Source organism: Psychrobacillus sp. FSL K6-2836 (assembly GCF_038003085.1).
Classification (GTDB): Bacteria; Bacillota; Bacilli; order Bacillales_A; family Planococcaceae; genus Psychrobacillus.
Genome location: NZ_JBBOOM010000001.1, coordinates 3,338,028 through 3,363,310 on the forward strand (window position 1 = coordinate 3,338,028; position 25,283 = coordinate 3,363,310).

Annotated in this window: 23 protein-coding genes and 1 pseudogene; 19 read left to right on the plus strand and 5 right to left on the minus strand. The window is 36.2% G+C overall.

What is annotated here, in order from left to right; translation table 11 throughout:
- Nucleotides 1-63 precede the first annotated feature (63 nt).
- The 7 genes from MKY37_RS16055 (at nucleotide 64) to MKY37_RS16085 (ending at nucleotide 8,337) form a co-directional block, all read left to right on the plus strand.
- Nucleotides 64-1,056, plus strand: a complete 993-nt coding sequence (locus MKY37_RS16055) for a lipoate--protein ligase (protein ID WP_340778670.1) — start codon at nucleotides 64-66, stop codon at nucleotides 1,054-1,056.
- Nucleotides 1,057-1,473: 417 nt separating this feature from the next.
- Nucleotides 1,474-1,623 (plus strand): hypothetical protein, encoded by a 150-nt coding sequence (locus tag MKY37_RS16060; protein ID WP_340778672.1) that lies wholly within the window; start codon nucleotides 1,474-1,476, stop codon nucleotides 1,621-1,623.
- Between the two features lie 476 nt (nucleotides 1,624-2,099).
- Nucleotides 2,100-2,804 carry a response regulator transcription factor gene (locus MKY37_RS16065; protein ID WP_340778673.1) on the plus strand — a complete coding sequence of 235 codons (705 nt, stop codon included), beginning with the start codon at nucleotides 2,100-2,102 and terminating at the stop codon, nucleotides 2,802-2,804.
- A 1-nt stretch (nucleotide 2,805) separates the two neighbouring features.
- A complete protein-coding gene (locus MKY37_RS16070) occupies nucleotides 2,806-3,852 on the plus strand; it encodes a sensor histidine kinase (RefSeq protein WP_340778674.1) in 1,047 nt (348 codons plus the stop codon).
- Nucleotides 3,812-4,585: an ABC transporter ATP-binding protein gene (locus tag MKY37_RS16075; RefSeq protein WP_340778675.1), complete on the plus strand. Its 774-nt coding sequence runs from the start codon at nucleotides 3,812-3,814 to the stop codon at nucleotides 4,583-4,585. Before MKY37_RS16070 ends, MKY37_RS16075 begins: the two co-directional genes overlap by 41 nt.
- Nucleotides 4,557-6,488 (plus strand): ABC transporter permease, encoded by a 1,932-nt coding sequence (locus MKY37_RS16080; protein WP_340778676.1) that lies wholly within the window; start codon nucleotides 4,557-4,559, stop codon nucleotides 6,486-6,488. Before MKY37_RS16075 ends, MKY37_RS16080 begins: the two co-directional genes overlap by 29 nt.
- 301 nt (nucleotides 6,489-6,789) lie before the next feature.
- The gene (locus MKY37_RS16085) at nucleotides 6,790-8,337 is read left to right on the plus strand and encodes a fatty acid--CoA ligase family protein (protein ID WP_445323070.1); all 1,548 of its coding nucleotides are present in this window, start codon (nucleotides 6,790-6,792) and stop codon (nucleotides 8,335-8,337) included.
- A gap of 147 nt (nucleotides 8,338-8,484) precedes the next feature.
- Here the strand turns inward: MKY37_RS16085 and MKY37_RS16090 are convergent, their stop codons facing one another.
- From MKY37_RS16090 to MKY37_RS16100, 3 genes are read right to left on the minus strand one after another with little or no spacing between them, the layout of a single operon-like run.
- On the minus strand, nucleotides 8,485-9,705 hold the full coding sequence (locus tag MKY37_RS16090; RefSeq protein WP_340778678.1) for an FtsW/RodA/SpoVE family cell cycle protein: 1,221 nt from the start codon (nucleotides 9,703-9,705) through the stop codon (nucleotides 8,485-8,487).
- Nucleotides 9,681-10,070 carry a helix-turn-helix transcriptional regulator gene (locus tag MKY37_RS16095; RefSeq protein WP_340778679.1) on the minus strand — a complete coding sequence of 130 codons (390 nt, stop codon included), beginning with the start codon at nucleotides 10,068-10,070 and terminating at the stop codon, nucleotides 9,681-9,683. Before MKY37_RS16095 ends, MKY37_RS16090 begins: the two co-directional genes overlap by 25 nt.
- Nucleotides 10,061-10,540, minus strand: coding sequence for a sigma-70 family RNA polymerase sigma factor (locus MKY37_RS16100; protein WP_340779959.1), 480 nt, complete (start codon nucleotides 10,538-10,540; stop codon nucleotides 10,061-10,063). Before MKY37_RS16100 ends, MKY37_RS16095 begins: the two co-directional genes overlap by 10 nt.
- A gap of 175 nt (nucleotides 10,541-10,715) precedes the next feature.
- Between MKY37_RS16100 and MKY37_RS16105 the strand changes: the two genes are divergently transcribed.
- A complete protein-coding gene (locus MKY37_RS16105) occupies nucleotides 10,716-12,692 on the plus strand; it encodes a S9 family peptidase (protein ID WP_340778680.1) in 1,977 nt (658 codons plus the stop codon).
- Between the two features lie 76 nt (nucleotides 12,693-12,768).
- On the opposite strand, the gene MKY37_RS16110 is transcribed toward MKY37_RS16105, so the two are convergent.
- On the minus strand, nucleotides 12,769-14,124 hold the full coding sequence (locus MKY37_RS16110; protein WP_340778682.1) for an amino acid permease: 1,356 nt from the start codon (nucleotides 14,122-14,124) through the stop codon (nucleotides 12,769-12,771).
- Nucleotides 14,125-14,260: 136 nt separating this feature from the next.
- Between MKY37_RS16110 and MKY37_RS16115 the strand changes: the two genes are divergently transcribed.
- Genes MKY37_RS16115 through MKY37_RS16125 form a run of 3 tightly spaced genes read left to right on the plus strand, consistent with a single transcriptional unit; the run spans nucleotide 14,261 to nucleotide 16,259 of the window.
- On the plus strand, nucleotides 14,261-14,788 hold the full coding sequence (locus tag MKY37_RS16115) for a GNAT family N-acetyltransferase (protein WP_340778683.1): 528 nt from the start codon (nucleotides 14,261-14,263) through the stop codon (nucleotides 14,786-14,788).
- Nucleotides 14,785-15,504, plus strand: a complete 720-nt coding sequence (locus MKY37_RS16120) for an ABC transporter ATP-binding protein (protein WP_340778684.1) — start codon at nucleotides 14,785-14,787, stop codon at nucleotides 15,502-15,504. The genes MKY37_RS16115 and MKY37_RS16120 overlap by 4 nt, the downstream gene beginning before the upstream one ends.
- Nucleotides 15,501-16,259 (plus strand): ABC transporter permease, encoded by a 759-nt coding sequence (locus MKY37_RS16125; RefSeq protein ID WP_340778685.1) that lies wholly within the window; start codon nucleotides 15,501-15,503, stop codon nucleotides 16,257-16,259. Before MKY37_RS16120 ends, MKY37_RS16125 begins: the two co-directional genes overlap by 4 nt.
- 39 nt (nucleotides 16,260-16,298) lie before the next feature.
- Here MKY37_RS16125 and MKY37_RS16130 read toward each other — a convergent pair whose 3' ends face one another.
- Nucleotides 16,299-16,556 (minus strand): translation initiation factor 2, encoded by a 258-nt coding sequence (locus MKY37_RS16130; protein WP_340778687.1) that lies wholly within the window; start codon nucleotides 16,554-16,556, stop codon nucleotides 16,299-16,301.
- A 279-nt stretch (nucleotides 16,557-16,835) separates the two neighbouring features.
- On the opposite strand from MKY37_RS16130, the gene MKY37_RS16135 reads away from it, so the two are divergent.
- The 8 genes and pseudogenes from MKY37_RS16135 (at nucleotide 16,836) to MKY37_RS16170 (ending at nucleotide 25,278) form a co-directional block, all read left to right on the plus strand.
- Nucleotides 16,836-17,672, plus strand: a complete 837-nt coding sequence (locus tag MKY37_RS16135) for an alpha/beta fold hydrolase (protein ID WP_340778688.1) — start codon at nucleotides 16,836-16,838, stop codon at nucleotides 17,670-17,672.
- A gap of 269 nt (nucleotides 17,673-17,941) precedes the next feature.
- Nucleotides 17,942-18,283 (plus strand): annotated as a pseudogene (locus MKY37_RS16140) (transposase); the annotation flags it as partial.
- A gap of 26 nt (nucleotides 18,284-18,309) precedes the next feature.
- Nucleotides 18,310-19,224 carry a tetratricopeptide repeat protein gene (locus MKY37_RS16145; protein WP_340778689.1) on the plus strand — a complete coding sequence of 305 codons (915 nt, stop codon included), beginning with the start codon at nucleotides 18,310-18,312 and terminating at the stop codon, nucleotides 19,222-19,224.
- Between the two features lie 148 nt (nucleotides 19,225-19,372).
- On the plus strand, nucleotides 19,373-19,729 hold the full coding sequence (locus tag MKY37_RS16150; protein ID WP_340778690.1) for a putative zinc-binding protein: 357 nt from the start codon (nucleotides 19,373-19,375) through the stop codon (nucleotides 19,727-19,729).
- A gap of 139 nt (nucleotides 19,730-19,868) precedes the next feature.
- A complete protein-coding gene (locus tag MKY37_RS16155; RefSeq protein ID WP_340778691.1) occupies nucleotides 19,869-21,713 on the plus strand; it encodes an SLC13 family permease in 1,845 nt (614 codons plus the stop codon).
- A gap of 322 nt (nucleotides 21,714-22,035) precedes the next feature.
- A complete protein-coding gene (locus tag MKY37_RS16160) occupies nucleotides 22,036-23,010 on the plus strand; it encodes a DUF4822 domain-containing protein (RefSeq protein WP_445323052.1) in 975 nt (324 codons plus the stop codon).
- Nucleotides 23,011-23,114: 104 nt separating this feature from the next.
- Complete coding sequence (locus MKY37_RS16165; RefSeq protein ID WP_340778693.1) at nucleotides 23,115-24,611, plus strand: sensor histidine kinase; 1,497 nt, start codon at nucleotides 23,115-23,117, stop codon at nucleotides 24,609-24,611.
- On the plus strand, nucleotides 24,589-25,278 hold the full coding sequence (locus MKY37_RS16170) for a response regulator transcription factor (RefSeq protein ID WP_340778694.1): 690 nt from the start codon (nucleotides 24,589-24,591) through the stop codon (nucleotides 25,276-25,278). Before MKY37_RS16165 ends, MKY37_RS16170 begins: the two co-directional genes overlap by 23 nt.
- Nucleotides 25,279-25,283 lie beyond the last annotated feature (5 nt).

A 25,283-nucleotide genomic window follows, 5' to 3' on the forward strand; every position in this document is an offset into this window, starting at 1 on the left:
CAGTTCAATTTGTCAACATCTTAGCTGAACTTTTGATAAAATAATCTTAAAGGAGAGATGAACATGTATTTTATTGATAATAAAGGAATTACAGATCCACGTATCAACTTAGCGATTGAGGAGTATGCATTAAACACAATGGACGTTGAAAAGGATTCTTTTCTTCTGTTTTACATAAATCAGCCTTCCATTATTATTGGGAGAAACCAAAATACGATTGAAGAAATAAATACTGATTTTGTAGAAACAAATGGGATTATCCCGGTTCGTAGACTTTCTGGTGGTGGTGCTGTGTACCATGATTTAGGAAACCTGAATTATAGCTTTTTAACAAAGGACGATGGTGAAAGCTTCCGTAACTTTAAAAAATTCACACAGCCTGTTATAGATGCACTTGCAAAAATGGGTGTAAATGCAGAACTGTCCGGAAGAAATGATATTTTGGCTGAAGGGAAAAAGATCTCTGGCAATGCACAATACTCTACTCGGGGACGTATGTTTAGCCATGGAACTTTGATGTTTGATACAGAAATAGATGCTGTTGTATCTGCCTTAAAGGTAAGTAAGGAAAAAATTGAATCTAAAGGTATTAAATCCATCCGTAGTCGTGTCACTAATATAATCGACCTACTAGAAAATCCGATAACAGTTGAGCAATTCCGTTTAGAACTTCTTGCTTCTATTTTTGAAGGAGAAGAGAATATTCAATACTGGGAGCTTACAGATCAGGACTGGGAAAATATCCACAAGCTTTCGGAAGAACGTTACCAACAATGGGATTGGAACTACGGTAAATCACCTAAATTCAATATGAAGCATTCGCATCGTTTCCCAGTTGGCGGTGTTGATGTTCGTTTAGATGTGAACAAAGGGATGATTGAAGAAGTGAAAATCTTCGGAGATTTCTTCGGTGTAGGTGATATGGCGGAAGTAGAACAGCTATTAACTGGTAAGCCATATAGCAAAGAAGGTATTGAAGCAGCCTTAACAAACGTAGACGTACCAAAATACTTCGGTGGTATTACAAAAGAAGAGCTTGTTCAACTAATTTATTAATAAAGTGAAAAATCTGTCTGTGTTGATTCCTTCATCGCCCACTGATTGAAAATGGAACCCAGTCATTTAACGCCGCGTCGTGCGCCAATGCCTGAGTGACCAACATCCTGTTGGTCCGAACCAATCGGGGATTTACAGGCTGTTTATCCCCACCTATTTTTCTCGATTTTCCCCAAATGATGAGGTGGGGGTATTACAGACTGTTAAACCTGGATAAATGGAAGGGAGTCTGACATATGTTGGGCTCTTTTTTGAAACTAAGATGAATGCTCTATAAACTTAGTTACTGAGTTTTTAATGCTTTTACTTATATATGCAAGGTTAGCAGTACACTAATAAGGTTTACTTCAGTAAAATAAGGTATATTATATTTGTTGAATAGATTCTCTTTAAAGACAAGAAAAGTAGGTGAACAAAGTGGGGAAATATCAATTGGATACAAAAGGTCAGGTAGCTGTGACAAAATATCATGAAAACAACAAGCCTGCTAAATTTGATAAAAAGCAGCAACTTGAAAAAATACGTGCGGAGTATTTGAAAAAAAAGCAAAAACAAACAGATAAATAATAAGAATGAAAACATAGAAAGACTAAAATCTCCCTATGTTTTTCTTATTCAAAGTTCTTTTTTCAATTGATGATAGAGTTATTTGAATTTATAAATGAAAGAGAGAAAAGAAGAACAGCTAAAGATGTATTGGTATTCTTAAATTAATTGATAATGCTCATTTAGAAAAAGCATTTAAGGAAGATATATTTTCAAAAATATCTAGACCAGTGGCAAAGGCTATTTTAGAATTATTGACGGTATAACACTTATTTAAGTATTTAATATGTTATAAATAGAAAAAAGGCAAAAAAATAACCGAGTTAGTAAAAGGTTAGACTCTCTTAGAAAACGTAGAAGTATTTAAATACTTCGGTGGTATTACAAAAGAAGAGCTTGTTCTATTAATTTATTGATAAATGGAAGGGAGTCTGACGTATGTTGGACTCTTTTTTGATATGATAAAGTAAGAACCGTTTTTGTGGAGGAGGATTATTGTGACGACGCATCGTGTGTTAGTTGTAGAGGATGATCGAAAAATTGCATCTCTGCTTGCAGATACTTTAAGGAAATACCATTACGAGGTGCACACCATAGAGGATTTTGATCAAATTGTAGAGGAGTTTACTGCGTTTGATCCACATATTGTTTTACTCGATGTAAATTTACCATCTTATGATGGATATTATTGGTGTCGGCAATTGCGCCAAATAACTACTTGCCCGATTATATTCGTTTCTGCGAGATCTGGTGAAATGGATCAAATATTTGCGCTAGAGAATGGTGGAGATGATTTTATCACGAAGCCTTTTCACTATGAAATCGTCCTAGCTAAAATAAGAAGCCATTTGAGAAGAACGTATGGTGAATATGCCGCAAAGCAAGAAGAAAGAGTTGTCAAGGTTGGGAGACTACAGCTTTATATGGAACGTATGGAGTTACATACTATACATGGTGAAATTCCACTCCAAAAGAAAGAGTGTACGATATTGGAATTATTATTACGAAATTATCCGAAGCTAGTAACTAGAGAGCAGCTATTAGAGGAACTTTGGGATGATCAGTCATTTGTTGATGAAAATACGTTAAATGTAAATATGACAAGAGTTCGAAAAAAGCTAAGTGACTATCAAGTTTTGTCAACGATTGAGACTGTAAGAGGAGCAGGGTATCGACTAATCCTAAGCTCGGAGGAGTCATAATATGATTCGATTGTTTATAAAGGAGCATTTAGTCTTTTTAGTATTTCAGGTGTTATTAGTATTATTTGTAATGCTATTATATTGGCTGGATGGCTTCCGAAATGTAGATACCGCGGTGTATTCCATTGTTATTACTAGTATATTGACACTTACCTTTTTAGGAACGTTATTTGTAAAAAAGTATACATTTTATAAAAAGATTCTTTCCGAACCTACTGAAATAGAAGGTGTATTGCAACGGGAGGCCAAGTCCCCAGAAATAAAACAAGTTGAGATGTATTTGCAGCATATTTACCGTTTATATCAAAAGGAAGTACAGCTTCTATATGCTAGGCAAAATAGACATTTACAATTTATGAATAGCTGGGTGCATCAGATGAAAACTCCTATTTCGGTTATAGAGCTGATGACCCAAGGGAATGATCAAGTAGATGCTGCTGGTGTTTCTGAGGAAATGGATCGATTGAAGCGTGGGCTGGATGCAGTTCTGATGAATGCACGATTAGATACATTTGAAGAAGATATGCAAATTGAGCAAATTGATATAAAACAGCTTGTTATGGAAGTGGTATCTAGTAATAAGCGATTATTTATAGGAAGTCATGTATTTCCGGTTATATCTATTGAAGAAGATTGTACGGTTACTTCAGATTCGAAGTGGTTACGGTTTGTAATAGCTCAATTTTTAACGAATGCGATTAAATATACTTTTGAGGAAAACAAAAAGGTATACTTTGAAACTACCTTTGAACATAATCATGTCATTTTATCCGTAAGAGATGAAGGAATTGGTATTCCTGCCTCTGATATGAAAAGAGTTACGAAAGCTTTTTTCACTGGAGAAAATGGCAGGAAAACTGGTGAATCTACTGGGATGGGATTATATTTGGCGCAGGAAATTTGTCATAGATTAGGGCATGAGATGAAAATAACCTCAAACGTTGGAGAAGGAACGACTGTATCGATTATATTTGAACAACAAGAAACTACAGAACGAGGTGAGCTCGATGTCGATATTGATGTTGGAAGAAATAACGAAGGTTTATGAGGGAAAAGTAGCACATCTAGCGATTAATCAACTGAGCTTCGAAGTGGAAAAAGGCGAGTTTCTTGCAGTAATGGGTCCTTCTGGGAGTGGTAAAACAACATTACTGAATTTGATATCAACGATAGATCGACCAACTTCGGGAGATATAACGATTAATGGCTTAGATCCAATGAAATTGAAAAGCAATGATTTATCGTTATTCCGCAGAAGACAGCTTGGCTTTGTATTTCAAGATTTTAATCTACTTCCGGCATTAACAGTGGAAGAAAATATGGTATTGCCATTAACATTAGATGAACAGCCCGTAAATACGATGAAACAAAAAGTTAATAGGATTGCGGAACAGCTTGATATTACCTCTATTTTAGAAAAAAGGCCATTCGAAATTTCCGGGGGACAAGCGCAAAGAACTGCTATTGGACGAGCGTTAATCCATGAACCTAGCATTATACTAGCAGATGAGCCCACAGGAAATTTGGATTCAAAAGCTGCAAAAGACGTATTAGAACTACTTTCTAATGTAAACAAAAGAAGTAATACGACCATCATTATGGTGACACATGATCCGATTGCTGCAAGTTATTGTGATCGAGTTCTGTTTATAAAAGATGGCGAGTATTTTAATGAAATTTATAAAGATGACCGAAGACAAACGTTCTTTCAACGTATTTTAAATGTCTTATCTTTATTAGGTGGAAATGTAAATGACCTTTCGACAATTCGCTTATCATAATGTCATTCGAAATGCTCGCGTATATGCAGCATTTTTATTGGCGAGTATTTTTTCTGTTTTAGTGTTTTTTGTCTATTCAATGTTAATGTTTCATCCCAATATTGAAGATCAATTTTTACAAAATATCGCATTTGGTGGAATGTTCATAGCACAGGTCATTCTTATTATATTTACATTGTTTTTTTTGTTTTATTCGATGAGCGCTTTTTTACAGGCACGTTCACAAGAGTTTGGAGTGCTTCTCAATTTAGGGATGGACAAGCGTCAGCTTAATCGGATGATTTTTCTAGAGACGATGATTTTAGGGTTTATATCAACGACGGTAGGTATCTTTTTTGGATTTACTTTTTCTAAGTTTTTCTTTATGGTAATTCGGGAATTGTTTTTACTGGATAGCCTACCTCTATATCTGTCATGGAAACCCTTTGCATTAACTATATTTGTGTTTTTATCTTTGTTTATCATTATTTCGTTTAGTAGTTCGGTATTTATTCGTAAGAAGAATATTATTCAGCTGCTAAAGGGATTTGGTAAACAAAATGAGCAAGAGGCTTACAGTAAGGGAAAAGCAATGTTAGGATTATTTTTGCTTTTAGCTGCTTATAGTTTAGTTATACTATCTCTTTTTCAAATCAAAGTATATATGAGCTTTATCATTATAATACTGGCACTGGTTGGTACTTATCTGTTTTATACGGATAGTGTTTTGTATTTGTTAGGGATTATTCGAAAGCGTAAGAATTTGTACTGGCATTCATTTCGATTGATAGCTTTTGCAGAAGGTTCTATTAAGATAAGAGAAAATGCTCGAATGTTCTTTATAGTAACGGTTGTTTCGACCATTGCCTTTCTATCGGTAGGTGTCGTAACTTCGTTTACTTCTTTTACAGCGCAATATCGGGAAATGAATCCAGTTAGTATTTTCTACTCTAGTAACTGGGATAACCCCTTTGAGGAAGAGCATGTAATGAAATTATCTCAGGAGCTTCAAAGGGAAGGTTTGTCTTATGAATTGGTTAAGTTCACTGTAAAAAAGCAAACTTCCTCCAATTTACGTAACCAAGTAAATCTTATAAAAGAATCGGAAGTGAATAGTTTAGCGGTTGCATTGAAAATTCCTTTGATCGACCTGCAAAATGGGGAAGCAATGATCATACCGAATACACGTGAAGACTATGCTGGTTTAAGGATAGAGGACGAGCAAACGGTGTTAGAGGAAAGCAGTATACCTATTCAGATTAAAGGAGTCTATGATCGCCTGATATTCCCTTCTTTTGCTATTAAAAATAGATCGTTAATCATTAGTGACGAGGATTACGAACTTATTACCGAGCCTTTATACGGGTATGGCTTAAGGGAATCTAACATCACATTTTATGCTTTTCATGTTTCCGAGTGGCTTCGCACGAAGGATGTAGGAACTGACTTAGACCGAATTATGACACAGTCTATGGGAACTTCAGATATAAATCCTAACACCTTCTATTTCGCCAATCCTGGCTTAAATTATTCGATTATCCGAGCTACGTTTTCCTTATTGTTATTTACTGGTCTACTTGTGGCAGCTGTATTGTTGCTTGCAGCCGGAAGCTTTGTTTACTTTAAGCTTTATACAGACCTAGAACGTGATAAAAAACAATATGATGTACTTCGTAGAATGGGAGTAACGGATAGAGAGCTAGTGAAAATCGTAAATCGTCAGTTAATTCCTCAGTTTTTCTTGCCTTGGGGATTAGCTATGGTGCATAGTACGTTTTCATTTATGTTTTTACAAGCATTTTGGGTAGATCTAGCAGCAGTTTCCATAGCGATGGAAATGTTACTTGTGTTGATAGCATTTACGATTATTCAAGTTTCTTATTTCTTTTTGATCCGCTGGAGATACATTGCTCATATTCAATAATGAAAAGAAGGTTATGAAAGTAGCCTTCTTTTTTTGAGTATAAAGATTTTGAAATTAACTTTTTTCATAAGAATTACGTATTTTACTTAACGACCATAAAACAGATGAATCAGGAAGGCTTACCGAATTTAATGCGGATGACTTAAAATTAACAGAACGTGATAATAGATTACCGCATAAGTCCAATACACCAGGAAAAGAACCCGGAGACCAGTTTTTCTTGAATTGTCAAAACTTTTCTTATATAATGAATATGGGGAAAATGAATGGTTATTCATTTAAAAAGATGGGAGACGAGAATATGAGTTTAGTTTCACGTGTTCAACAGATTGTCACGGAGCATCCAAAGAAGGTTGCCTATCATTTTATGGGGAAAGATACTACATACGCAGAATTCGACCAGTCAGTGGAACTATTTGCAGGGGCATTAAAGTCAATTGGTGTGGAAAAAGGGGATAATATAGGTTTTTTATTGGGGAACACACCACATTTTTTAATTTCTTTGTATGCTACTATGCGGATTGGTGCTACAGCGGTTCCGATTAATCCAATTTATTCACCAGATGAAATTAGTTATATTGTTAAAAACAGTGATGCGAAAGTAATCATTGCTCTTGATGCACTATTGCCTTTAGTTGAGAAAGCAGCAGGGTTTTTCACTTCTGTTGAAAATTATATAATTTGTGAAACACAACCAGATACTGTTCAAAAACTAGCTGCATTACCTGAAAGCTTGAAGACAAAAGTGAAACCGTTTTCACTGCTGATTTCTACACCTAGCTTGGGTACTTCCGCAGTGGAAACAGATCCAGATGATATTGCAGTAATCTTATATACATCCGGGACAACTGGTCAGCCAAAAGGGGCAATGCTAACTTACAATAATATTTATTCAAACGCTCGTGATGTTGCAGAATACTTGCAGATTAATACAGAGGATCGTGTTATCACAACTTTACCTGTATTTCATGTTTTTGCGCTAACAGTTGTTGTGAATGCACCATTATTAATGGGTGCAACACTATTATTAATACCGAAATTTAGTCCACAAGAAGTATTCAAAATGACGAAAGAGCATCAAGCGACTGTGTTTGCAGGTGTTCCGACGATGTATAATTTCCTGTATCAATACCCTGATGCAAATGTAGATGACTTCTCCAGTATTCGCTTAGCGATTTCAGGGGGATCTTCATTGCCAGTAGCACTGTTACATAACTTTGAAAACAAGTTCAAGGTTCGAGTATCAGAAGGATATGGTTTGTCGGAGGCATCACCTGTAACATGCTTTAACCCAATTGATCGTGATCGTAAGCCTGGTTCAATCGGGACGAATATCGTAAATGTTGAAAATAAAATCGTTAATGAGCTTGGAGAAGAAGTTCTAGTTGGCGAAGTAGGAGAACTGATCGTTCGCGGTCCTAATGTCATGAAGGGTTACTACAAGATGCCAGAAGAAACGGAAAGTGCAATTCGTGATGGATGGTTATATACTGGTGATCTTGCAAAACAAGATGAAGAAGGCTATTTCTATATAGTCGATCGCAAAAAAGATATGATAATTGTCGGTGGATTTAACGTATATCCTCGTGAGGTAGAAGAAGTCCTATTTGCACATCCCGATATAGTAGAAGCAGCGGTTGTCGGCATTCCGGATCCGAACTTTGGAGAAGAGGTTCTTGCGTTCGTTGTGAAAAAAGATCCTACATTAACCGAACAGCAGTTACACGACTATTGTGCAGAAAAACTAGCAAAATATAAAGTGCCTAAGAAGTTCGAATTCATAGAGGAACTTCCTAAGAATACAACGGGTAAAATTTTGCGTCGCTCTTTAAAGGTACAAACAGTTTAACCTGATTCAGCAAACTTTGCCTCAATAGTGATAATAAAGTTATTTAATTGTTTCTTCAAGAATTCAGTAACCTCCTACTAAATCCATTAGTAGGAGGTTATTAAAGTTGTATGAATAGCTTTCACACTACTCAGCCATAGAATTGTTTTATATCACATATGATTTGCGGCGCCACACACTTAGTCCGAAACCAATCATCACTGCTGCAATAATCGTTGGCATTAAACCATAACTAATAAAGGGTAATGACATCGCCATAATCGGTAAAAAACCAAAAATCATGCCAATATTCACGACAACTTGTGTGGCAAATAGGGTCAAACTACCAGTTAGTAAATAGCGACCAAATGGATCACGAACCTTTTGAATTATCAAGAGTAAGCGAATGATACAGATAACTAATAAAACAGCGATGAATAAAGCAGGCCCAAACCCGTAGGAACGAATAATCCCAGCAAAAACAAAATCTGTGTGCAATTCTGGGATCCCTTCAAACGGTATAGCACCAAACCATCTCGCTTCACTGAATAATTGTTGTAGACGTATATAGAGATAGCCAAAACCCTCTGCATCCTTGTCTGGATTGATAAACGCAAAAATCCTCGCTACCTGATAAGGCATAGCATTCGCTAAGAAAAATACAATAGATGAAGCACTAGCTGCAGTACTTGTCACTATAGTGAACACTTTTGTTTTGATAGTGTGTTTACTACATAGGAAAATGACCACGAACATTATCGTATGTAATATGAATGCGATTAAATGTGGTTGCAACATAAATAACATAGTAATGAAGGCAAATAACGCGAATCCACCGAATAATGAACGTTTTTTCGCAAAGTGGCCAGCCCAGCCGATGACTAGAATCGGTAACGTCCATAAACTATCTATACGGAAAGGGCCTATTTTCAGTTCTGGCTTGCCGTTTATATGATACGTTGGGAAATACATAAGTAATAGCAACACCACGATAGTAGCTACAAAAAACCACTTCTCCTGCTTTATGAGTTTTCGGTAGTCATATCGGTATAGAACAACAACTAATCCTACGCCAAGGAAAATGGTAATTATCTTTTTTGAATATACTGGTGCTTCAATTGGTAGGAAACCACATAATAATAATGCACTAAATGTAGCAATGAGTAGCCAATCAATTTTAGGCTTATGGATTTTATTCATTGATTTTCCAAGAGCCGCAGGACTTCCCATGTCTTGAATCGCTTTTGTCATCGCTTCCTCTTTAGATAGCCCGCGTTCCATATGTTTTGTTTGCGCTAATACTAAATGTTTCTTTAATTCCTCCGCTACAGTGGCTTTAGCTTCTTTGGATCGAATAAGCTGTGTTACTTGCTGTATAAAGCTTTCCATTTAACACCTCCGATTGGTCTTTGCGTCAATGCTAGCTGCTTATGTCCCTTTTTCGAAAGAAAATATACTTTCTCGCCATTCTTCCATAAGCCAGTTATAAGTTCGGCCGCTTCTAATTCATGTAAGCATTGGTATAGCAACCCTTCATTTTGATAAATGGCTTGCTCGCCGCGCATATGCATTAATTCTGTTAGCTCGAAGCCGGACTTTTCGGTTTGCGTGAGTCCAAGTAATGCATATTTTAATTCCTCGATAGAAATGTGTTGTTGAATTTTTGTATGCACAGCTTTCTGTTTACTTTCATCAAATTGCATATCTTGGAATGTATGCTTTTGCATCGCCTGCTTTAAAGTCTTTAAATCCACTCGTTCACCTCCAACTGCTCTTTTAAAAATTGCTTTGCTTTACGGAGTCTTGTTTTGACCGTATTTTCATTAATCGATAACATAACTGCTATTTCCTTACTCGTATAGTCTTCAAAGTAAAATAAATAAATTACTTCCCGGTACTTGATGGGCAGTTGCATCACCGTTTTTGCAAGCCTTTCCTGCTCGTCTTGCTGAATAACCTGTTGTTCCACATTACTGCTCGCCTGCACGTCGACTCCAGCATTCACAGCCACTTGAATATTCTGGTTATACCAGCTCTTTAAGTAATCTTTACAGTGATTAATAGCAATTCGCCACATCCATGTTTTTAATGTGGATTTCCCTTTATATGTTGGATATGCCTCGTAACATTTCACAAAGATCTCCTGCGTTAAATCCTGTGCGAGTGCCTTGTCCTTTACGTATGTATACACAAGCTGCAATAAGTCTTGACCATAGAGCATCATGTCATCGATTGGGATATGTATAGATTCTATAGGTAGTGATACATCATTCACACATTTCCCTCCTTTACAATGATTAGACGATTATCAAATAAAAATAGTTTGCAAATAGAAGGAAAAAGATTTCGGATGTCGAAATAAATAGGGAGAGAAGATTTAAACAGAAGGGGACTTTTAAATGACTAAAAGAAAACTAGAAGCAACTGATTTATTTGCAATACAATCGATCACAAATCCTGTGATTTCACCAAACGGAAATGAGGCAGTTTTCATCCGAACGGAGATGCATAAGGAGGATAATAAATACTATGCTTATTTATATCATGTAGATATCAAAACGAATGAAATCACTCAATGGACTCATTCGAAAGAAAAAGTCTCATCGCCTAAATGGGCGGCGGATGGGAAACAATTAGCATTTTTATCGAATCGTGACGATAAAAACCAAATCTATATAATGTCGGCAAAAGGTGGAGAAGCAAAACAACTGACAAAATTAGAAAAAGGTGTTTCTAGCTTTATCTGGTCTCCTTGTGGTAAAAAGATTTGGTTCTCCGCTTCACTAACGGAAGAAAAAAGCTGGACAGACGAAGCGGAAAAAGAAGATAAGAAACTACCTGAAGCATATGTTGTAGAAAAAATGAAGTATCACGGTGATGGTGTTGGGTTATTACCAAAAGATACATATCGACAAATTGGATCTATTAACATAGCAACTGATGAAATTACAGCCTTTACTGAAGGTGCATTTAATCATAGTCTTCAAGCTATTTCTCATGATGGAAAAAAACTAGTGATCGGTGTGAATAGAGATGAAAATCAAGACTTTTCATTCCGTGAACCTATGTTGTTAATCGATGTGGAGACAAAAAAAGAATCGATAATTATGGAAGAAAACGGATATTTTGGAGGAGCAACATTCTCAAATGATGATCAATACATCGCTTTTGGTGGAATGCTCCACACATTTAAAAATGCCACGCATGCAGAGGTGTATGTATATGAAGTGAGTACTGGAAAACTTCAAATTCTGACTGAAGGCATTGACGCTCCAGTCGGGGATTATGCAGGAGCAGATATCCAACAAGGAGCAAATGCACCGGATGTTGTTTGGACAGACCATAATCATCTCTATTTTCAGTTATCCACAATGGGAGACGTTCGTTTGTATTTTGCATCTCTTGAAGGGGAAATTTACCCAGCAACTCCAGAAAACGAGCATGTATATGGATACGATATTGCTAGCAACGGAACCTATGCTCTTGCGACAATAAGTAATGCAATATTTCCCGGGGAATTATTTAAACTAAATTTGGCGACTGGTGAAAGAATTGCCCTCACTAAATTTAACGAAGTGTTGTTAAATGAAGTGGAGCTTGTCGAACCAGAAGCCATTGTGTATAAAGGTCTTAACGATTGGGATGTACATGGTTGGCTGATAAAACCAGCAGGCTATCAAGATGGAGAAAAGTATCCACTTATTGTAGAGATTCATGGTGGACCTCATACGATGTATGCAAATACCTTTTTCCATGAGCTCCAACTATTAGCGGCTAAGGGGTACGGAGTATTATATGTAAATCCACGAGGAAGTCATTCATATAGTCAACAATTTGTCGACGCTGTTCGTAATGACTACGGTGGTGGCGACTATGAAGATATTATGGCTGGAGTAGATTATGTATTGAAGGAAAATAGCTGGATTGATGAGAATCGTTTAGGGGTTACCGGTGGGAGTTATGGTGGGTTCATGACTAACTGGATTGTCGGCCATACGAATCGCTTTAAAGCAGCGGTTACGCAACGTTCAATCTCCAACTGGATTAGCTTTTATGGAGTTTCTGATATTGGATATTACTTCACACCATGGCAAATTGGTACCGATATGACAGATATCGATAAACTATGGGATGCATCTCCGCTCAAATATGCAGCTAATGTAGAAACTCCTTTATTAATATTGCATAGCGAAAATGACTATCGCTGTCCAATTGAACAAGGACAACAGCTTTACATTACATTAAAAGCTATGGGGAAAGAGGCAAGCTTCGTCCGCTTCCCGCAATCTGACCACAATTTATCTCGAGTTGGATTACCAAATTTAAGACAAACAAGATTAGAACAAATTACTAGCTGGTTCGCAAAATATCTTTAAGACAGAGAAAACCCCTTTCATTTCGATTGTGAAATGAAAGGGGTTTTGTTGAATCGGTCGAATCTAACAAATATTATTATCTTTTATGAAATCCTTTTTTATAATATACAAACACTAATCCGATTATCCATATGGGTCCAACTATTAGCGCTATACGAGTATCGGGGAAATAAGCCATGAGGCCAAGTACTAATACTAAAAAAGCTAGTGCTAAATAGGATCCTACTGGATAGAACAAAGCTTTATAGGAAAGCCTTGATACTTCTCCTTTTGTTAGTGTTTTACGGAATTTTAATTGAGATAATAATATAATTCCCCATGTCCAAACGGCTCCGAATGTCGAAATACTTGTTACCCAGATGAATACTTTTTCAGGTACTAAGTAATTTAATACAACACCAACTAAAAGTAAAAAGGCAGAAAAAATAATTGCTTTGGAAGGTACTCCCGATCTGCTTATTCTAGCGAATGAGTTAGGAGCCTGTTTCTGCTGTGCCAGATTAAATAACATACGCCCTGTACTAAAAATACCACTATTACAACTAGATAATGCAGCTGTAAGGACAACAAAGTTAATAATACCTGCAGCTGGACCAATCCCAATTTTCTCAAACATTAAAACGAATGGACTTCCATTAGCTCCAATCTCGTTCCATGGATAAATGGACATTATAACGAACAAAGCCCCAACATAGAACAGTAAAATACGCCAAAATACAGTATCTATCGCTCGTGGTATTACCGTTTTAGGATTTTTCGCTTCTCCTGCAGTTACTCCAATCATCTCAACACCCAAATAAGCAAACATGACCATTTGTAGGGACATGAATATGCCAGTAACGCCATTTGGTGCAAATCCGCCGTTCGACCATAAATTACTTATGCCGACTGCAATCCCATCATTGCCAAGACCAAAAAGAATAACACCTAGCCCTACAAAAATCATTGCTAAGATAGCAAGTATTTTAATAAGTGCAAACCAAAATTCAAACTCCCCATATGCTTTTACGGCTATTAAGTTAACGAGTGTCATGATAACTAATGCTGCTAATGCCCATATCCAAGGGGCTGTGTCCGGATACCACATTTGCATGTATACACCTACAGCAGTAATCTCTGCCATACACGTAACTACCCATAAAAACCAATAATTCCATCCTGTTATGTATCCTGCAAGCGGACCTAAGTAATCCTTTGCATACCGACTAAATGAACCCGAAACTGGATTATGTACCGCCATTTCACCAAGTGCTCGCATAATGATAAAAATGGCCATTCCTCCGACAATATAGGAAATCAGTATAGCTGGTCCCGCAAGTTGTATTGCGGTTGCTGACCCTAAAAATAGACCGACTCCGATTGCTGCTCCTAATGACATCAAGGTGATATGTCGCTGTTCTAAACCTCGCTGTAGTTGCTGATTTCCACCCATCTTATGTCACTCCTTAATAATTTAATGCTTTACTGGATTAAACTTTATCACAAGAATATGTATATTGGGAACAGTCTATCATACTGATATTGTGGTAAAATTATGAATACAAAGCATGATAGATTGGAGTTAAATGATGAAAGATGTAACGATTCGTCCTATTATCGAAGAGGAGCTTGTTCGACTTTGGGAATTAAGTGCAAAAGAAGATGCACCAGAATGGAAAAAATGGGACGCACCCTATTATCCCCATATACCTACAACTTTAGAACATTTTTTAGAAAAGAAAGATCAATTGATCCATCAAGAAGATATGTGGGGTATTTATGTAAATGGAAAATTAGTTGGTTCGCTCTGTTACTACTGGGAGCATGAGGAGTCACTCTGGTTAGAAATAGGTATCGTCATTTATGAAGCGCATTTCTGGAGCGGTGGAATAGGTACAGAGGCTCTTCGAATGTGGATTACTCATCTATTTAAAGAATTGCCACTTGTGCGTGTTGGCTATACAACCTGGTCTGGGAATGAACGCATGATTAAAGTCGGTGAAAAATTAGGAATGACGATGGAAGCAAGACTACGAAAATGTCGATTCTATAATGGAATTTATTATGATTCTATTCGAATGGGTATATTAAGAGAAGAATGGGAAGAACATATATGATTCCATTATTTGAAGTAAAGCAGCTGACGAAAAAACATTGGGATGCACAGGTAAAAAGAGAATTATTTTCTGATATAAATACCACTATCGATCGACCAGAGCGTATTGCTTTACTTGGTAAATCTGGTCAAGGCAAAAGTACGCTCTTACGTATTCTAGCTAAATTAGATTCTGTTGATAGCGGAGAGGTATACTTTAACGGTCAATTAATGAATGACGTAGATAGTAGAACATGGCGTATGAATATATGTTATGTAGCACAACAAGCTATAATGCTTCCTGGAACTATAAAAGATAATTTAATGACTAGCAGTAAAATACATAATCGACCTTTTGAGGAAGACTTCGCAAGACAGTTGATAAAAGAAGTAGGATTAGATGAATTAGACTGGGAGAAACAAGCAGGGGATCTATCTGGTGGGGAAAAACAGCGCATCGCTTTGGTTCGCTCTTTATTGTTACAACCGAAAATATTACTTCTTGACGAGATTACAGCTTCTCTTGACCAACAGAGCAAGGAGGTAGTAGAACAGCTATTAATCAAGCTTCACCAAAAAGAGGAAATCGCTTTTATATGGGTAACGCATGATACGGAGCAGGCAAAAAATATTAGTGAGCGTATTTGGTATATGGAAGATGGTAAACTTGCTAGTGATTTAAAGACTTCTGAGTTTTTTGGCGACCAGGCTAGCTTCCCGACACAGGTGATACTATGAGTTTACTAGCATTAAGTTTCACTTTACTATTTGTCATTATTACGATGCTTGTATCAGTCTGGCGAAAGCTTGACTTAGAGAAGGATATTGCAATTGGTACGGTTAGAGCAGCGATTCAGTTACTTGCTGTCGGATATGTTTTACAATTTATATTTCAGTCCGAAAATGTTTTATTTATTATCCTAATTGTTTGCGTCATGATTATTGTTGCAGCATTTAATGCAGCAAAACGGGCAAAAGGCATGGCGGGAGTTGTATGGAGAATTATTCTCTCCATTGCTATGATGGAAATTCTCATGATGGGATTATTACTAAGCTTGCAAATCATTGAAGCAACGCCACAGTACATTATCCCGCTTAGTGGAATGACAATCGGAAACGCAATGGTTGCGTGCGGGTTATTTTTAACCCAATTAAAGCGAGAAACGGAAAGCTCTAAAGGGGAAATTGAAACCTTACTTTCACTCGGTGCAACGAGTCGTCAAGCAATTCAGGATGTGTTAAAACGTTCTGTCAAATTCAGTATGATTCCGACAATTGATGCGATGAAAACAGTAGGACTTGTCCAACTACCGGGTATGATGACAGGAATGATTATTGCTGGAGCAGATCCAGTAGAAGCGGTTCGCTATCAAATATTAATCATTTTTGTATTTACTAGCTCCTCTGCCATTACGAGTATGATGCTTAGTGTACTTTGTTATAAAAAACTATTTACGAAGGATCTACAATTGAAGGATTGGAGATCCAACTGAGCAACAGTTTCGCAAGATAAATCATGACCAATCAGAACACTAGGAATGCCAAGACCTCCCATTATTTATTTGTTTTTTTAGTAATTTCACTTCATTGGTTAAATAATCAATCTGTTTTTGCATATTTTTATTATTATTTTGTTCTTGTTTTTCTTCTTTCAAAGATTGAACTGCTGCGATAGCAGATATTGCATCTCCCAGCGTAGCTAATAATGCACCCCATACAGCAAGCTCTAGCGTACTTATTCCATTGGAATCTTGATCTTTTTGATCATTGTTGTTTTCATTATTTGTCATTCAGATTACCTCCAATACTAAAAAGTACATATTGAGTAGAAAGATTCTGGAAATCTTCCATTAAATACACACTCCTTTGGCTATGCCTTATTGTATGAACAGAATAATGTGCTCTAGAACAAAGCTTAAGGTGACTTCAAAGGAAAATAGAAGTGACTGACAATATGGAATAATTTATTCCATAGGAAAAATTATTCAAATTAAGTTTGGGTTTTCTACAGAAGATGTAAGTGGATAGTTGAATAAGAAATAGTTAGGTTTACAAAGGAGGAAGTTACTATGTCAAAATGGAACAGAGAGATGATTGAGACTTCTCGTGGACGCTTTGAGGTTTTTGTAAAAGGGGAGGGTGAACCTATTTGTATAACTCATCACTATTCGGAGTTTAATGAGTCTGGGGACTACTTTGCCGAAACATTTACAGACATTGGTAAAGTTTTTTTAGTTAACTTAAAGGATTCGGGAAGTTCAGATAAAGCAGAGCATGGCTATGAATTAAGTATGATTGACGCAGTGCTTGACCTTGAAGAAATCCGAAAAGTGAAGGGTTTTCCATCATGGACATTTGCAGGACATTCTACAGGTGGAATGATTGGGGTGCTATATGGTATTCATTTTTCATCCTTTTTAAAATCTCTTTTTCTTGTTGGTTCTTCTGCAAGAGAATATAGCTCATCATCAAGTAAGTGTATATATAATGAGGGACATCCGAATTTTAAAAGGATGCAAGAATTGCTGGAACTTTTAAAACTTCCAAGCCTAGAAGAAGATGAGCGGAATAGGTTGGCTAAAGAAAGAACTCAATTATCTTTATTCAAACCTGAAAATTATGACTTATATTTTTCAGATAATATTATGAAAAAAGTGTCTGCCAATAGACTAAATTTTTTTAGTAGGGAGCAACTAATTTTTGATGTTACTCGCCAACTATCATCGGTTAAAACAAGAACTATCATTCTATGCGGCAGGCATGATGCTCAATGTCCTGTGGATTTTTCAATAGAAATGAATGAGTTAATTTCGGATGCATCACTACATATTTTTGAACAAAGTAATCATTATCCATTCTTAGAAGAAGAGTTCGAATTTAAGCGAGTTTTAAAAAGCGTATATTAAAAGCAAAACGATTTTTCGTTTTGCTTCAGACTGTAGACAAACTCGAGAAATTTAGAGTTTATCTACAGTCTTTTTTCTTTTAAAATAGAATTAGTATTTTTCGAATTAGGGTTAGTTGATTTTCGTTTCGGCGGACGCTTTCCGCGGGCCCGGCTCAAGCCTCCTCGTCGCAAGCTCCTGCGGGGTCTCGAGACTCGGGCTGTTCCCGCAGGAGTCGCCGCCTACACTACAACCAACTACTTTCTAAATAAACATTGAGGTGAATGGATATGATGACTAAAAATCAAAACGTTGAACGCGATCAAATAGAGATGATTACGATTGATGAACTTGTACCACAAGATCATCTTGTACGAAAGCTTGAAGCTACCATAGATTTTTCATTCATATATCCATTAGTCGAACCTCTGTATTCTACCTTCGGTAGACCAAGTATTGACCCGGTTGTTCTATTTAAAATGACTTTTGTTCAGTACGTATTAGGAATTCGTTCAATGCGTCAAACCATAAAGGAAATTGAGACGAATGTGGCATATCGTTGGTTTTTAGGGTTCCATACAGAAGTACCACACTTTTTAACTTTCGGTAAAAACTATGTTCGCCGTTTCCAAGGCCTTTGCAGGATGGAGGAAAATAATTGAATACTAATCAAAAGGCTCTTGAACTATTTGAACAAAATGAATATGAAAAGGCATTAGAACTTTTTCGACATGCAGCAAAGGAATCAAGAAATATTCAATCATTAAATAATCTAGCTTGGATGTATAGTTACGAGGTAGAAGATGATAACAAAGCTCTTGTACTAGTTAAAGAAGTAATACAAATGCAACCTTTGTCTTATTTTCCGTATAGCTTATTAGGGGAAATTTACCTTAGACAAAAAAAGTGGAAACTTTCATCGGATGCACTTTCAAAGTCTATTTCCATTCAACCATCCAAGGAAGCTTATCAAAATTTAGCAGTCGCAAAATATTATTTAGAAGAATTAGAGGAGGCATCTGTTAATTTCTTGCGTGCTGCAGGAAATTCGGATGTTGTTATGTTCTATCATGTTAAATGTTTAATTGAGCTTGAAAAGAAATCGGAAGCAAAAGAAAAACTAGATGCTTTTTATGAAGAAGCAGATGACTTCATAGGAGAGGTTGCGGTTGCTGATCTGTATGTTGAATTGGGTTGCTTTAACGAAGCGATTCAATGGTTTGAAAAAGGGTGGAAAGAATACTGGAAAACCCCTGATTGGATTAGCAGATTTGTCTACGCTCTATTTCAAACAGAAGATATTACCCGCATCAATGAAGTAATAGAAGAATCTATTCTACAAAAAGATGAAGAGATCAAATCTGCTCATGAAGAAGAATGTGATGAAAATTGGACAGAAAGCGATAAAGAAGAACATATTAATCAATTACTTGAAGAAAAGAACGAATATGAGTATATGGTTGACCGAATTTCTTCTGGACATATCCCCTTAATAGAGTTTGAGCCTGAAATTACTGGAGCATGTTATCTATTTGGATGTAAGCGACATAACCATCCAGATTATCAAGAATAAGTATAGGTTAGTTCAATTCTGTCGATAAACCAAAGAATAAAGTGATGCTTATCACTGCTGATAAAAAATACTTGTATTAAACTAAGGAGTATAAAATTTAGTCGAGTAAGATTGGACTATTCTCGACTAGGTGAGGAGAAGTGTGCAGATGAAAAAATCGAATTTACCTATTGTTTATTCTTGTTCTGGATGTTCCTCAGCAGCTCAGACAGCTAACTTAATCGCTCTAAAGATGGATCGCGAGAATATCGCAGAAATGTCTTGTATTGCTGGTGTTGGTGGAGATGTTAAACCGCTTGTTCGGACTGCAAAATCAGGAAGAGAAATTATTGCTATAGATGGCTGTCCACTAGCTTGTTGCAAGCATTCTCTTGCTAGACATGATGTTCAGCCAAGTCATCATTTTTTGCTGTCCGACTTTAATGTTCCTAAAAAGTTAGGAGTAGATCCAGATCCAAACCTGTTTTTAAATGCTTACGATAAAATCTTAGAGCTTTCTAACTAATGATTACCTGGTTTCTTTTTATCTATGACTCTTTTTATATCTTCATGTTGATTTTTTTAGTCGTGCTTGCGGTTGGGAACTTTGCACATACTTCTTATATAATGAGGGGAGAATTATGTAAGAAAGGATTTACTCTATTATGCAATTAACTATAACATTTGTCGTTTTGGGGATAAGTATTGTTTTATTTATTAGTAACCGGGTGCGTGCGGATCTTGTAGCGATACTTGCGTTACTGGCTTTTGTTATTTCAGGTGTGTTAGAGCCGACAGAGGCACTCGTTGGTTTTTCTAATTCGGTCGTCATTATGATTGCAGGACTATTTGTTGTAGGTGCGGGGATTGTTCGAACAGGTCTTGCACAGTCTGCAGGGAATTTATTGTTAAAATGGTCAGGGAAAAGCGAGAAAAAATTATTTGTTTTGTTACTTATCATTACAGGTAGTGTTGGCTCATTTATGAGTAATACAGGGGTAGTTGCTTTAATGCTACCAATTGTGATTAGCATTGCCATCAGTATTAATAGTAGCCCGTCTAAATATTTGATACCCCTATCTTATATTAGTAGCTTATCGGGTCTGATGACGCTAATTGCAACTCCGGCCAATCTTATTGTTAGCCAGGTCCTTGTAGATAATGGTTTTGAGAAACTTAGTTTTTTTGAAATTACTCCACTTGGAATCATTGGAATAACTACAGGTATTTTATATTTTCTATTTGTTAGAAAATATGTACTGCCAGATGATAAAAGAAAAAACAATGCTGGTGAAGGGCATAAGTTATCCCCGAAACAACTGGCAGCAGATTATGAGTTAGGTGGTAACTTGCATCGCATTCGTGTAGTAGAAGAATCCTCAATTATTGGAAAACAGCTTGCAGAGTTAAAGCTCCCTGCAAAATATCATTTAGCAATTTTAAAAATTGACCGTAAATCGATGGAAGGGATGAATATTCTACCTATTCGATATCAGGAAATGGCTGGTCCGACGAGTATGATTGAGGCGAAGGATCTTCTATATGTGCAAGGTCCACTTGAGAATACCTTGCAGTTTGTGAAAGATTTTCACTTAGAGGTAGATGATGGGGAATCGAATGCAGAGGAGCTTGTTTCAAAACAATTAGGTATTGCAGAAGTATTATTAACTCCGCATTCCAATCTGATAAATGAAACGGTTGGGAGCATTAGTTTCCGAGAAAAATATAATTTAAATATACTAGGTATTAATCGCAAAGGAGAATACGTATTAACTGAAATGGCTGATGTACGATTGAGATTTGGAGATGCACTGTTGGTCCAAGGTGCCTGGGAAGAGATTGAGCTTTTATCCAGGGCAGTAAAAGATGTTGTGATTATAGGGCAGCCAAAAGAGCATGCCAGTATGGCTGCTGCCAGTGGAAAAGCACCAGTTGCTGGAGCTATTATGTTATTTATGATTGGGTTAATGGTTTTTGAAGTGTTCCCAGCAGTCATTTCTGTTCTATTAGCCGCTACTTTAATGGTGATGACTGGTTGTCTTCGTAATATGGATGATGCATATGGCAAGATGAACTGGGAGAGTATTATTTTAATCGCTGCCATGCTTCCAATGGCAACTGCCCTTGAAAAAACGGGTGGTATGGTTATCTTATCCGAGGGAATTGTTAGTCTCCTTGGTGGGTTTGGAGCAATGGGTGTGTTGGCTGGTATTTACTTCGTTACGATGGTATTCGGTCAATTCATTAGCAACACGGCGACAGCAGTTTTATTTGCACCTATAGCGATGACCGCTGCCATTAGTCTAGATGCAAATCCGTATACGTTTTTAATCGCAATTGCTGTTTCATCGAGCATGGCATTTGCAACTCCTGTAGCATCTCCAACCAATGCGTTAGTAATGACCGCAGGTGGGTATAAATTCTTTGATTTTATCAAGGCGGGAATTCCCTTACAAATAGTTATGTTCATCATTATGATGATTGCAATTCCAATTTTTTTCCCATTGTAATTCTAATTCGAAAGGAGTTTCTCTTTAAGAGAGGCTCTTTTTAATCAATAAAGACATCTTGAGTATTTGTGTATAACATTAGGTACAATATTCATCAAACTGACTACACATGCTGGAAGTTTGTTATTCAATAATGTAAGGAGTTGCTGCGGCAATTCCTTTTTTTTATTTTCAAGAAAAACACATCCTGTAAATTATATTGTTTCTTAATTAACATTTAATACTTTCTTAAGACTTTGTTTTCAGGGAGTTAAGTATTAAAGGATACACTATAATTACGTCGACGAATAATAAATGTAAATTGATAACAGGAGGAATTAAGATGAAAAAGCTACTAATATTACTTATTGCAAGTATAGGCCTACTTGGAGCCTGTCAATCAAAAACAAACGAAAATGAAAATGCTATAAAAGAGGGAGAAACGCAAAGTAATGAAATCAAAACTGCAGAAGAGGAGAACAAGTCTGAAAATAAGGTAACAAATGGGCAAGAAATGGCTAGTATTCTTAGTGACACAAATTGGCAAGGAACAAAAGTGTATGATAAAAATAATAATGACTTAACAAAAGAAAACGCAAACTTCATCGGTCTTGCTAAATACGATGTAAAAACAGGAAGATATGAATTTTTTGATGCTATGACAAGTGAAAGTCGTGGTGATAATGGGACTTTCTTTATCACTAATGATGGGACGAAGAGAATATTAATATCAGAGTCGATGAATTACCAGGCAGTTGTTGATATAACAGAGTTAAATGAAGATGTTTTTACTTATAAAAGAATGGGAAAAGATGCTAACGGCAGTGACGTAGAGATATTCGTTGAACATGTTCCTTATAAAGAGAAAGAACTTTCTTTTACTGATCCTGACAAGCAGTTGAACACTACTACTGGTGATATTGTTAAAGACGTTGATGGTGATAAAGTTTTAGGTAGTACACTTTGGAATGGAACAAAGGTATTAGATGAAGAGGGCAATGATGTAACAGAATATAATTTGATGTTTATAAGTCTGGGAAAATTTGATGACAAAACAAATAAATATGAGTTTTTCAACATTGAAACAGGCAAAAGTCGTGGAGATTATGGCTACTTCGATATTGTACACGAAAATAAAGTTAGAGCCCATGTTTCAGTTGGAGATAATAAGTATGGTGCCACTCTCGAAATTACCGAACTAAATAATAATAAGTTTACGTATAAAAGAATTGGTAAAGACAAAGATGGCAAGGATATAACTGTATTCGTTGAGCATGAATCTTATAAAGGTGAACTTAAACCAACATTTACTATATAGTTAAAGTGGAACGGTGATTTCCGTTCCCTTTTTAGGTTGGCTCGGATAGTTGTCACAAAACTTGAATAATAATACGAATATTTTTACTCTTTAGGAGGGATTGCATGTCAATCCGTATGAGAATGTTATTATCCTATACAGCCATGTTAGTTGTAACAATGGGGCTTTTTATAATTAGTGGATTGTTGATGATTTTAGCGATTACAGGGGATATAGGTAGTGTAAAACACTTATTTGCAAATCATTACACGCATAAGCCGATAACAGCACAAGAAGAAAATGTGTTTTTGGACTTAAAATATCTAGCGAAAAAACAACCAAATCAATTATTAAATGAAGGTCCTTTAAAGTTATATGATGAGATGTTAAAAGATGTACCAGCTGGTCTTATAATCCTTAAAGGTGATGAAATGATTTATAAGACAGATAGGCTAATCTCGATAACAAGTGCAAATGACCTTCCTTCCTTTGAGCCTTCCAATATAAATGTTAGAGATACGATTAGTTTAGGAAAATATTATTTTTCTTATGTTAAATTTGACTTTTATTATCAGGATAAAGAAGAAGGTAGCATATTTGTCATAAAGAAAGTTAGCCCATATGCCGCGTTATCAAAGAATCTATTTCCTATATTAGCTGGTGTTTTACTCCTTTTATTAATTGTAACTAACGGAATACTTAATTACTTGGTTACTAGAAGTATTGTAAAACCTTTGGATTCATTGAAATTTGCGACAGAAGAAATAAGTGAAGGAAATTTAAACTTTAAAATGACTGCAATTACAAAGGATGAAATTGGACAGCTTAGTATGGCTTTTGAAGAAATGCGTCAAAAATTAAAAGAATCAGTAGACTTGCAGTTAAAATACGAAGAAAACCGTAAGGAACTTATTTCAAATATTTCTCATGATTTGAGAACTCCAATTACGGCCATAAAAGGATATGTAGAGGGGATTAAAGATGGAGTTGCTGATACTCCCCAAAAAATGGACAAATATCTTTCAACAATTTACAGAAGGGCGTCTGATATGGATTCCCTAATTGATGATTTATTTCTTTTTTCAAAGCTCGATCTAAGAAAGATCCAATTTAACTTTGAAGAAATTAATATTGTTCGTTATATCGAGCACTTTATTGAAGAACTAAGCTGGGATCTTGAAGAACAAGGTATCCAAGTACAATTTAATGTTCATATGGATAATTTTCAAGAGTTAGTGATAGCTGATAGGGAAAAATTAAGGCGTGTATTAGCCAATATTATTCAAAATTCCATAAAACATATGAAAAATGAAGAAAGAATTTTACGAATTTCTGTAACCCATAAAGGTGAAAATATGGAGATTAAAATTAGTGACAACGGCAATGGGATTGAACCTACAGCTCTTCCGTATATTTTTGATCGATTTTATCGCGAGGATAGTGCGCGAAATGTTACAACAGGTGGAAGTGGTCTTGGTTTAGCCATTGCAAAACAAATTATTTGTGAGCACGGTGGAGAAATTTGGGCAACGAGTGAATTAGGTAAAGGAACGGACATTTACTTCACACTTAAATATGTCAGAAAAAGAGGTGAACGGATTGAAAAAAATTTTAATTATTGAGGATGACCCTAGCATTGGAGAATTACAAAGAGATTATCTTGTCATTAATGATTATGAGGTTAACCTAGTTGACTCAGGAAAGGTTGGTCTCGAACAAGCGCTTACCGTTGAATATGATTTGATAATTATTGATCTTATGTTACCCCATGTAGATGGTTTTGAAATTTGTAGACAAGTACGGGAAGTAAAGGATATACCGATTTTAATCGTTTCAGCTAAAAAAGAAGATATCGATAAAATTAGAGGTCTCGGTCTTGGGGCAGATGATTATGTGATTAAACCGTTCAGTCCAAGTGAGCTTGTTGCTAGAGTAAAGGCACACTTGGCCCGCTATGACCGTTTAAGTGGTAATAAGCAACAAGATAAAAAAGAAATATGTATCAGAGGATTAAGAATTGATGAGACATCACGTAGAGTTTATGTAAATAATAGTGAAGTCAATTTAACCGGTAAAGAATTTGATCTACTAGCATTTCTTGCGAAGCGTCCAAATCGTGTTTTTAGTAAGGAAGAACTTTTTGAGTTAATATGGGGACTTGAATTAACGGGAGATACTACGACTGTGACTGTCCATATCCGAAAAATACGAGGAAAAATTGAAATTGACCCTGCAAATCCTCAGTTTATTGAAACTGTATGGGGTGCAGGTTATCGATTTTCTGTATAAATATG